Raw genomic sequence first — 9,823 nt, 5'->3', positions numbered from 1 at the left:
TATTTGTTCTATCATATTTGTTCTATCAATAGGCGCATTAAGGGTTAATTGCCGATTACAAATGAATGCTGTTCACAAATTCATCTTTACTAACGACGCAATCTCCTCTATGTTAAATGGCATAACGCCAAGACGCTAACAAAACCGTTACTTACCTATCACTTATAACGGCATCTGATAACATGAAGCAGATTTTTCTGCTTTTAGGTGTGTCTAATATTTACAAACCTTATATCCACATGTCTTTTATACAGTTAGCGTCATCAGCCTATCAATATCTATCATTTATCACATAAGGATTATTAGTTATGACTCAATCAACGACAGATATTCATACTTATATGCAAACCGTCGGCAAACAAGCCCGCGCCGCTTCTCGCGCGCTCGCTGCTGCTAATACAGGGGACAAAAACGCAGCACTCATTGCTATTCATGACGTGTTAGTCGATGCCAAACAAGACATCTTATCCGCCAACAAAATCGATATGGATAAAGGTGAAAAGAACAATTTAGACTCAGCATTACTCGACCGCTTAGAATTAAATGACGCCCGTTTTGACGGTATGCTGCAAGGTCTCAAAGATGTTGCCGCCTTACCTGACCCTATAGGCGCGGTCACCGACATGACCTATCGTCCCTCTGGTATCCATCTGGGTAAAATGCGCGTACCGCTCGGCGTCGTCGGCATGATTTATGAATCGCGCCCTAATGTGACTTTAGAAGCGGCATCACTGGCGCTCAAATCGGGCAACGCGATTATCTTGCGCGGCGGCTCCGAGGCTTTTGAGTCCAATCAGGCGATTGCTAAGTGCATTCACAAAGGGCTCGCCAATGCAGGTTTATCTGAGCATAGTGTACAAGTGCTAGAGACCACTGATCGCGCTGCTGTCGGCGAGCTGATTACGATGACTAAATACGTCGATGTCATCGTGCCGCGCGGCGGCAAAGGTCTAATTGAGCGTATCAGCAACGACGCCAAAGTGCCTGTGATCAAGCATTTAGACGGTAACTGTCACACCTTTATAGATAGTGATGCCGATCCTAAGATTGCGATAGAAGTTAGTGTTAATGCTAAGACGCATCGCTATGGCACGTGCAATACAATGGAGACGCTACTCGTTGACGAAGCAGTCGCAGATGAGCTGCTGCCACAAATCGCTGAAGCTATTATCAAAGCGGATAATGCCATGCAACTGCGTGTCGATGACAAAGCGCAAGCGATATTAAAAGACAATGCGACGCTAAACGGTCATCTGTCAGCGGCCACTTCTGAGGACTGGGACACTGAGTATCTAGCGCCGATTTTAGCTGTCAAAGTCGTCAGCGGTATCGATGACGCGATTGAGCATATCAATACCCACGGTAGTCAGCATACTGATGTCATTATCACTGATAATTATACCAAGTCGCAGCGCTTTATCCGGGAAGTCGATTCAGCCAGCGTGATGATTAACGCCTCTAGCCGCTTCGCTGACGGTTTTGAGTATGGACTCGGTGCTGAAATCGGTATCTCAACGGACAAAATTCACGCCCGCGGTCCTGTAGGACTTGAGGGTCTCACCTCACAAAAATGGATCGTCTATGGCCACGGTGAAACCCGCGCTTAATTGATCTAATCTAAATAAAAAATGCCAGCCTAGTCGCTGGCGTTTTTGTGCGTTATAACTAAGTTATATATACTATCTAAAAATCTAAATCATAGGACAGCTGGCTTATGCAAAGCGGCACTATTAAGCACTGGAACGAGGATAAAGGCTATGGCTTTATCGATGTGGACGATCAAAATGAAGATGTGTTCTTTCACATCACAACAGTACGCTTGTCTGAGCCTGTCAGTATTGGTCAGCGCGTCTACTTTACCAGCGAGCGCAATGACAAAAACCAGTTGCGTGCCCTTGAGGTAACCTCGACATCGCTGAACCTACAAGAGACGCCACTGTCACACTCTGCAAAAAAGACGCCAAAGCGCGCAGCGAACGCCAATCTTCAAGGCAACTCTAAAAACCATAAAAGTAATCAGCGCCGCATCGGTCAAACAAAGCGCAGTCCTATCTCACGCCTATTTAGCATCATCGCTATCATCGCCTTGGCTGCCTATTTCTTTGGTGATCTACAATCGATTTTTGATAATGGCCCTAGGTCAACTACTATTGCTCAATCAGCAGAAACTACCAATCAAAACGCTATCACGGGTGACGCGCAAATTGACAATACTATTGCGCTTATTGGGCAGGGCGGGCCTTTCCCTTATCCTGCTAAAGACGGCACAACTTTTTATAATCGTGAAGGTCGCCTGCCCAAAGAGGCCAGTGGCTACTACCGAGAGTACACTGTACCTACCCTTGGCGTCTCTCATCGCGGCGCGCGCCGTATCGTCACAGGTGGCAATCCGCCAACCGTCTATTATTTAACTGTTGATCACTACGACAGTTTTAGCCAATTACAGGTGAGATAAATGAGCCAAGCCATTCATTATATAAACCAAGATAGCAAGACGACTGCTATACCCAAGCGAGCAGTTAATATCGTTATCAAAGAAGTGCTGGACAAAGCCGCTCTATTAACCGCATTGGATAAGGCGCTTAGTTTTCCTGACTACTTTGCACATAATTGGGATAGTGCTTGGGACTGCTTAACCGATAGCGATGCTAAGCATTTACGTTTAGATTTGACGGATGTAAAGCAAATTAATACTGAGGATTTTAACGTGTTTAAAAGTATGATTGAAGATGCTTTTAGAGATTTTGGCAGGCCGCAGCTGTGGGTAGTCGTATAAAAGTTTAAATCACATGACATTTGGGCGTCTTGCTAAGCGTCTAGCCAATTACAATTGGCAGATAGCAAAAAGCCCGCTAAGATAGTGCTTAGCGGGCTTTTATAACGTATTAAGAAACTAAAGTTTTTGAATCAAACTCGCTATTTGTACTTTTTAATTTCACCACTCTTCACGCGAGCGACAAAAGAATTAATCTCTCTTTTCACAACTGGCATCAAGAAGTACAGACCGATGATGTTAAAGATCGCCATTGCAAAGAGCGCGGCATCTGAGAAGTCGATGACAAAGCTAAACTGTACGATGGTACCGATAACGACGAAGACCAAGAAGATAAGTTTGTATATCATCTCGCCGCCTTTACCTTCACCAAAGAGGTAAGTCCAAGCTTTTAGGCCATAATATGACCATGAAATCATCGTTGAAAAAGCGAACAGTAATACTGCCACAGCTAGGAAATACTGAAAAATAGGCGCCGTTTCCATAAAGGCTGCACGGGTTAGATCCACACCAGTGAGCGCTTGGGTTTGCAAGTTTGCGACAGTGTTTACCCCAGAGATAGTAATAACCAGCGCCGTCATGGTACAGATAACAACCGTATCAATAAAAGGCTCAAGCAAAGCGACTAAACCTTCCGTAGCAGGCTCTTTGGTTTTTACTGCTGAGTGAGCAATAGCGGCTGAACCAACACCGGCTTCGTTAGAGAAAGTCGCACGTTTTAAACCTTGAATAAGTGCGCCAATAAAGCCACCAGCTACGCCTGCACCTGTGAAGGCACCTGTGAAAATCTCACCGAATGCGGCGCCAATAAGATTAAAGTTAGCAACTAATACGATTACCGCCATAGTGATGTATAACAAGGCCATAAAGGGTACGACTTTTTCGGTAACGGTTGCAATGCGCGGCATACCACCGATGATAACCATACCAACTAAAACAGCCAAACCAATACCAAAGAATAAACTGTACTCTGTTGGAATACTAAAGGTAGAGCTCATAACTGCAAAGGCTTGGTTACCCTGAAACATGTTACCAGCACCAAAGGTTGCTAGAATACACATGAGAGCAAAACCAACCGCTAAAAACTTACCTAATCCGCCCATACCACGTTCAGCCATACCGCGGCTTAGGTAGTACATAGGGCCACCAGATACAGCCCCAGATGGTAGTATCGTACGGTATTTGACACCGAGCGTACACTCTACAAACTTGGTCGCCATACCGAATAGGCCAACCATAATCATCCAAAAGGTAGCACCAGGGCCACCAATGGCAAGCGCTGCACCAACGCCTGCGATATTACCAAGACCAACGGTACCTGATAAAGCAGTAGCTAGGGCTTGAAAATGACTGACCTCGCCTTCTTCTTTGGTAGCAGGATTGGGATCGGTATATTTGCCTCTAACAATATCTAGAGACAACCCTATTTGGCGAAACTGAATAAATCCGAAGTAAAAGGTAAACACTAGCGCGGCAACTAACAACCAACCCACAATAAGCGGAAAGCTGACATCACCAAGTGGTACTGAAAAGAAAATAAGGTCGACGAACCAACCAAAGGCATTGCCCATAAACCCATCGAGACCTGCACCAAATGCTTCTAAACCCGATTGCTCAACGACCACAGCTGATTCTTCAGCAGCTCGCGCGAGAGTGGCACTAAGTAGTAGCACCATAGCGACTAACGGTTGTTTTTTCATAAAAATCCCTTTTGTGAAAATCCCTTTTGCGAAAGTAACTTCCTGAACTATTGTCATGACATTAATATTCAATAGGTAATCATATATTACGATTTGTATTACTATTATTACCCAATTGTCACCGCTAATAATATACTAATTTAACTTAATAAACAAAAACAATCATATATTATAATGAGTTAGATACTTTCTTAGAGTTCACAGCTGTGATCTGGGGTCATCATATTTTGGATATCTATAAAATACTGTCGATATAAATTTATAAAATTGACCGTTTCCTCTAGTTTATTTAATAAAATTAAATTTTATAATAAACATTAGTCTACCTAAAAATCACGAAATAGTAGCTCTAAAAAACCGCTCAGCCTCAGCTAAGCGGTTTTTTATTGCTTACCATACTTATAGTATCAAACCGCTTTTAGGCACGTTTGATATGGCGACAAACACAAGAGAAGGCATAGCGTTACAAGTGAAACAACTTAATAATATTATGCTCTTTAGTTGGTAGAGTGTTATAGAATGGGCATCGCCAATTAGTTATCGAAAATAGCAACTTACATTAGTAGTCAATGCATTATGGCCTGTCAAAGGATTTTTTATGTTCGGTATTACTGACCTGACGACCTATATTATTGGTTCCATAATCATTATCCTATTGCCAGGACCAAATAGCTTATATTGTCTGTCGGTGTCTGCTGCACATGGCGTGCGCAAAGGCTATCATACGGTAGCTGGTATATTCGTTGGCGATAGCATTTTGATAATCGTTACGGTTCTCGGAATGGGTAGCCTGCTCAAACTCTATCCTATTTTATTTACGGGTATTAAGTTAATAGGCGGCCTATACTTATTTTATTTGGGTGCCAAACTCTTGATAGGCGCTTATCAAAATTTTCGTCATAGAGCTTTGCTAGCTGATGCTAAGCCAAAACCGATAACCGCGCCTATTCACCAAAACTTCTTTAATCGCGCGTTACTACTTAGCCTGACCAATCCAAAAGCGATCTTGTTTTTCTTATCCTTTTTTGTACAGTTCGTTGAGCCGAGCTATCCGCGTCCCTTTTTATCCTTCTTAGTACTTGCCATCATTTTGCAGATGATTAGCTTTAGCTATCTAAGCGTTATGGTTTTTGCAGGCAAAAATTTATCAAACAAATTTAATCAATATCCTCTACTCATTATGGTGAGCATGAGTTTTACAGGATTATTATTTATTGGATTTGCTATTAACTTATGGCTTGCGCAATTAAGCTAGATTGATTTAATGCACTATGCTGTGAGGTGCCGCTCATATTCAAATGTGTTGTTATACTTAAACTAAAAAAACCGCCAAGCCTAAGCCAAGCGGTTTCTATTTTTATACGTCTAAAAGCAGGTAAAAGAAATTACTGATTCTTTGCGTACACAGGCTTTTTGGCGCAGATGGCTTTTACCTTTTCGCGCGTATCAGAGATTACTTGCTCATCACCGAGGCTATCTAAGACATCACACATCCAGCCTGCTAGCTCTTTTACGTCAGCTTCATCAAAGCCGCGCGTGGTTACCGCTGGCGTACCAATACGGATACCTGAAGTCACAAACGGTGATTTTGGATCGTTAGGCACCGCGTTTTTGTTAACCGTAATATAAGCATCACCAAGCCATGCATCCGCTTCTTTACCCGTCATTTCTTGTTTAACTAGGCTGATAAGCATCAGATGGTTTTCGGTGCCGCCAGAGACGATATCGTAACCGCGATCCATGATGACCTCTGCCATAGCTTTGGCATTTTTGACCACTTGCTCTTGGTAAGTCTTAAAATTGTCCTCTAAGGCTTCTTTAAAGCACACCGCTTTGCCTGCGATGGCATGCATAAGCGGGCCGCCCTGGTTGCCAGGGAACACGGCAGAGTTGAGCTTTTTGGCCAGCTTATCATCACGCGATAAGATAATGCCTGAGCGCGGGCCACGTAAGGTTTTGTGCGTGGTGCTGGTAACCACATCGGCGAATGGTACGGGGCTTGGATACGCGCCAGTAGCGGCAAGGCCTGCAATGTGCGCCATATCGACCAAAAAGTACGCCCCTACTTCGTCAGCGATATCACGAAAACGCTGCCAATCGACCACTTGAGAATAGGCGGAGAAGCCTGCGATAATCATTTTAGGCTTGTGCTCGCGGGCTAGGCTGTCGACTTGATCATAATCAATCTCGCCTGCTTCATTTAGACCGTACTGCACCGCATTGTAGTTAATGCCTGAGAAGTTGATATGCGCGCCATGAGTCAAGTGACCGCCCGCGTCGAGGCTCATACCAAGTACCGTATCATTGGCTTCAAGGAGTGCTAAAAAAACCGCTGAGTTGGCCTGAGAACCTGAATGCGGCTGGACGTTGACGTACTGGGCGCCAAATAGCTCTTTGGCACGGTCAATCGCGAGCTGCTCAATGATATCGACGTATTCGCAGCCGCCGTAATAGCGCTTGCCCGGATAGCCTTCGGCATATTTATTGGTCAGATCTGAGCCTTGTGCTTCCATGACTGCTTGTGAGCAATAGTTCTCTGAGGCGATAAGCTCAATATGGCTCTCTTGACGTTTGCTTTCAGACGCCATCGCGTCAGCGAGTACAGGGTCAAAATCTTTAATAGAGATGTCTTTAAACATAAGAGTGTCCTATATTATTGGTTTTGTAAAACTAGTGTTATTTAAGATAAGGTTATGAGCGCGCTCATAGAGGGTGGATGCTCAGCAAGGATATTGCACTGAAATCTTGCCGTATGCTGAGTCTAACATGAAATATAACTTTATGAGCGCAAAAAAGCTCAGCTTAAGCTGAATGGTTTAAAGAATGATACGATAGAAAACACGTTGTGATGAAACTAAAAAACAGCCAAATGATATGGCTGTTTTTGTAGGTAGAAATAATGAGTGTTAGTATCTCAATCCTACTAGCGGTTTAGATACCCAGCCTGCGCCTTTATCAGTTTGAACATAATAATACCCGTTCTGCTCTTTACCCATATAAATAATGGTATCTTGCTGAGATAAACTACTCACCTGCATCGAATTGTTGCTCGCTTGATTATACAGTGATGTATTCTTAAGCTTGCCCGCTAGTAGAGCACCTTCAATAAGTTTGACGCCGCCCACTTGATTATCTACTTCATTTGACGAGATAAAACCAACTTCTTCACCCAAGTCTGTCACCGCCTGTTTGCTACCGCGAAACGTATCAGCAGTCTGCCCAATGGAGCTTACCGCTCTTTGCACATCATAGATGCTATCAAAAAACCCAGCGTTGGCCGTTTGCGATAGAGCAATTGTACTGGCACACAAGATGAAGGTGCTAGATAGCTTCAAAAATAATTTTGCGGGACTTAATGGGCTCATAATTGACTCTCATATTTTGATAACAGTGAAATAATAGACTAACGTTTAGTTACAAAATACTAACACAGTATCTATTTATTAAACAAGTGTTTTTCAATAATTGAAAACAGACAGAAACGTCTCGCTAATAAGCAGTTTTCGTCCATACCAGTCATAACGCGTTTGCCGCTGCCAACCTTTATGTGTATGAGAGATAAAGCGCTGGCTTGGCAAGGTGCGGCAGCGCCTAAATAGAACATAACCAATTGGCGTACCCTTTAAATGTTGCAAGCGACGAGCATCTCCTTTTAGGCTTGGTAGCGGAAACAGGCTTTGCGCCCAGACCCAAGGCGCCTCATCGTTGCCATATAGATATACTTCGCGCACCCATGCTAGCATCGGTCGATTAAGCGCTCTGCCCTCAATGCCCAGTTGATGTTTTTGCGCTAAGCTCAAAAGTCTGTAGCCCTCAAACTGTCGCTCTACGCGTAGGGGCTGACCTGCCTTGGTTTCTAGCATCGCAGTCAAAGAGCCTTTGGCATCGAGCCACGGCACAAGATTAGGCGGCGCTGGGGTATGCATGTGAGATAACTTGGTATTTAGCATTGCTATAGCGTGGCCCTTATACGTCGCTATCTATTTGAGCATCATTAAAGGTAGGCATATTATCTTCATTAAAAGGCAAAGCCGCAAACGCCTGCTGTCGATACTGCGCCATACGCTGTCTATCTTCAATGCAAAAGTTGCTAATTGCCGGAACAAAACGCGGATCATAAATACGATGTATCGAGTGGGTCTTGGTCGGAATAAAGCCGCGAATGAGCTTGTGTTCCCCTTGAGTGCCAGGATCAAAATACATCAGTCCCTGCTCAATCGCAAACTCAAGCCCTTGGTAGTAGCACAACTCAAAGTGTAAGCTATCATAATCAGCAAGCGCGCCCCAATAGCGTCCGTACAACGTCGCATTGTCGCTGTCAGGATTGTCATATAAGAATAAGCTACAGGCGATAATGTCCTCATTATTACCATCAGCACTATCATAGGCGAGCGCGAGCATTAAATGCTCGGGCATACTCTGTGCCAATGCCATAAAAAAGTCTAGCGTCAAATAAGGCTGCTGCCCGCGCACTGCATAGGTCATCACGTAACAGTGATAAAAGGCCTTCCAGTCGCTATCAGTAATGTCATCACCGCATTTACGCACGCACCTGATATCTTGCGTAGCAACTTTACGGCGCTCGGCGCGAATAGTCTTGCGCTTTTTAGCTTTAAGGGTTGCTAGAAACCCTTCAAAGTCTACAAAAGGCTGCTCATCTTTGAGCAAATCCTTATTTTGCCACAAGAACTGACAGCCTTGACGCTCAAGGATTGGCATCTCTATTATCGCCGGCTCAGCATCTATCTCTTGAGCCATAAGTGCCAGCTCTACATCAGTGTCACTTGGCATAGCAGTGGTCGCAACGTTTGCAAGGTTTGGCGTGACAAACAGCCCATGCCAGCTCGACGCGCCCACTTGCCGTGCAATATCATCAACCCCTGCGATAGCGGTTTTTATAATATCGTCGGTTAAAGTTTCGCCCTCTGCCAACCACAGGCGCTGACCGGTAATAGGCGTATAGGGTACGCTCGTTACCAGCCGCGGGTAATAATCGACGCCGTAGCGCGCATAAGCCTCTGCCCACGCATAATCAAAAACGAACTCGCCGCGGTGATGACCCTTTATAAAGACAGGTAGCACCGCTACAGGATGAGAGATAGACTCTGTAGCTAAGTCTCCCATATCATTTGCGACGCGATGCACCACTATAAATATCGGCAGCCACCCTGCTTGCTCACCGATAGCCCCTGTGTCCGTCAGCGCTTGCCAAAACGCAAAGGACATAAAGGGCGTGTCGGGCGTTTGCCATTTAGCATTATTCTGCCAGTCGGTATCATTTAGTAACGCGTACTCTAGATTCATAGGTCTCACAATCGTTGTTGTCGTTATGTGCTTGGCTTACTTATTT

Annotated in this window: 9 protein-coding genes; 4 read left to right on the top strand and 5 right to left on the bottom strand. The window is 44.5% G+C overall.

The genetic code is table 11. From position 1 onward, the window contains the following. Window positions 1-308: 308 nt before the first annotated feature. From ACTXGO_RS06490 to ACTXGO_RS06480, 3 genes are all read left to right on the top strand, one after another. Window positions 309-1,607: a glutamate-5-semialdehyde dehydrogenase gene (locus tag ACTXGO_RS06490; protein WP_317200216.1), complete on the top strand. Its 1,299-nt coding sequence runs from the start codon at window positions 309-311 to the stop codon at window positions 1,605-1,607. Between the two features lie 107 nt (window positions 1,608-1,714). Further along, complete coding sequence (locus ACTXGO_RS06485) at window positions 1,715-2,455, top strand: ribonuclease domain-containing protein (protein WP_443573759.1); 741 nt, start codon at window positions 1,715-1,717, stop codon at window positions 2,453-2,455. Next, window positions 2,456-2,776 carry a barstar family protein gene (locus ACTXGO_RS06480; protein ID WP_435950215.1) on the top strand — a complete coding sequence of 107 codons (321 nt, stop codon included), beginning with the start codon at window positions 2,456-2,458 and terminating at the stop codon, window positions 2,774-2,776. It begins immediately after the preceding gene. 140 nt (window positions 2,777-2,916) lie between these two features. Here the strand turns inward: ACTXGO_RS06480 and ACTXGO_RS06475 are convergent, their stop codons facing one another. Next, window positions 2,917-4,473 (bottom strand): alanine/glycine:cation symporter family protein, encoded by a 1,557-nt coding sequence (locus ACTXGO_RS06475; protein ID WP_435950214.1) that lies wholly within the window; start codon window positions 4,471-4,473, stop codon window positions 2,917-2,919. A 598-nt stretch (window positions 4,474-5,071) separates the two neighbouring features. Here ACTXGO_RS06475 and leuE point away from each other — a divergent pair. Continuing rightward, window positions 5,072-5,728: a leucine efflux protein LeuE gene (leuE, locus tag ACTXGO_RS06470; protein ID WP_443542443.1), complete on the top strand. Its 657-nt coding sequence runs from the start codon at window positions 5,072-5,074 to the stop codon at window positions 5,726-5,728. A 130-nt stretch (window positions 5,729-5,858) separates the two neighbouring features. On the opposite strand, the gene glyA is transcribed toward leuE, so the two are convergent. The 4 genes from glyA to ACTXGO_RS06450 all read right to left on the bottom strand — a co-directional run bounded on the left by glyA (window position 5,859) and on the right by ACTXGO_RS06450 (window position 9,777). Beyond that, a complete protein-coding gene (gene glyA, locus ACTXGO_RS06465; RefSeq protein WP_443542441.1) occupies window positions 5,859-7,112 on the bottom strand; it encodes a serine hydroxymethyltransferase in 1,254 nt (417 codons plus the stop codon). A gap of 267 nt (window positions 7,113-7,379) precedes the next feature. Further along, window positions 7,380-7,838, bottom strand: a complete 459-nt coding sequence (locus ACTXGO_RS06460) for a hypothetical protein (RefSeq protein WP_317200771.1) — start codon at window positions 7,836-7,838, stop codon at window positions 7,380-7,382. Between the two features lie 93 nt (window positions 7,839-7,931). Then, window positions 7,932-8,423 (bottom strand): chorismate--pyruvate lyase family protein, encoded by a 492-nt coding sequence (locus tag ACTXGO_RS06455; RefSeq protein WP_443573756.1) that lies wholly within the window; start codon window positions 8,421-8,423, stop codon window positions 7,932-7,934. 16 nt (window positions 8,424-8,439) lie between these two features. Continuing rightward, window positions 8,440-9,777 carry a GNAT family N-acetyltransferase gene (locus tag ACTXGO_RS06450; protein ID WP_443573754.1) on the bottom strand — a complete coding sequence of 446 codons (1,338 nt, stop codon included), beginning with the start codon at window positions 9,775-9,777 and terminating at the stop codon, window positions 8,440-8,442. Between the last annotated feature and the right edge of the window lie 46 nt (window positions 9,778-9,823).

The sequence above is a fragment of the Psychrobacter sp. T6-1 genome (assembly GCF_052258445.1).
This window is presented reverse-complemented; position numbering and strand designations above follow the sequence as displayed.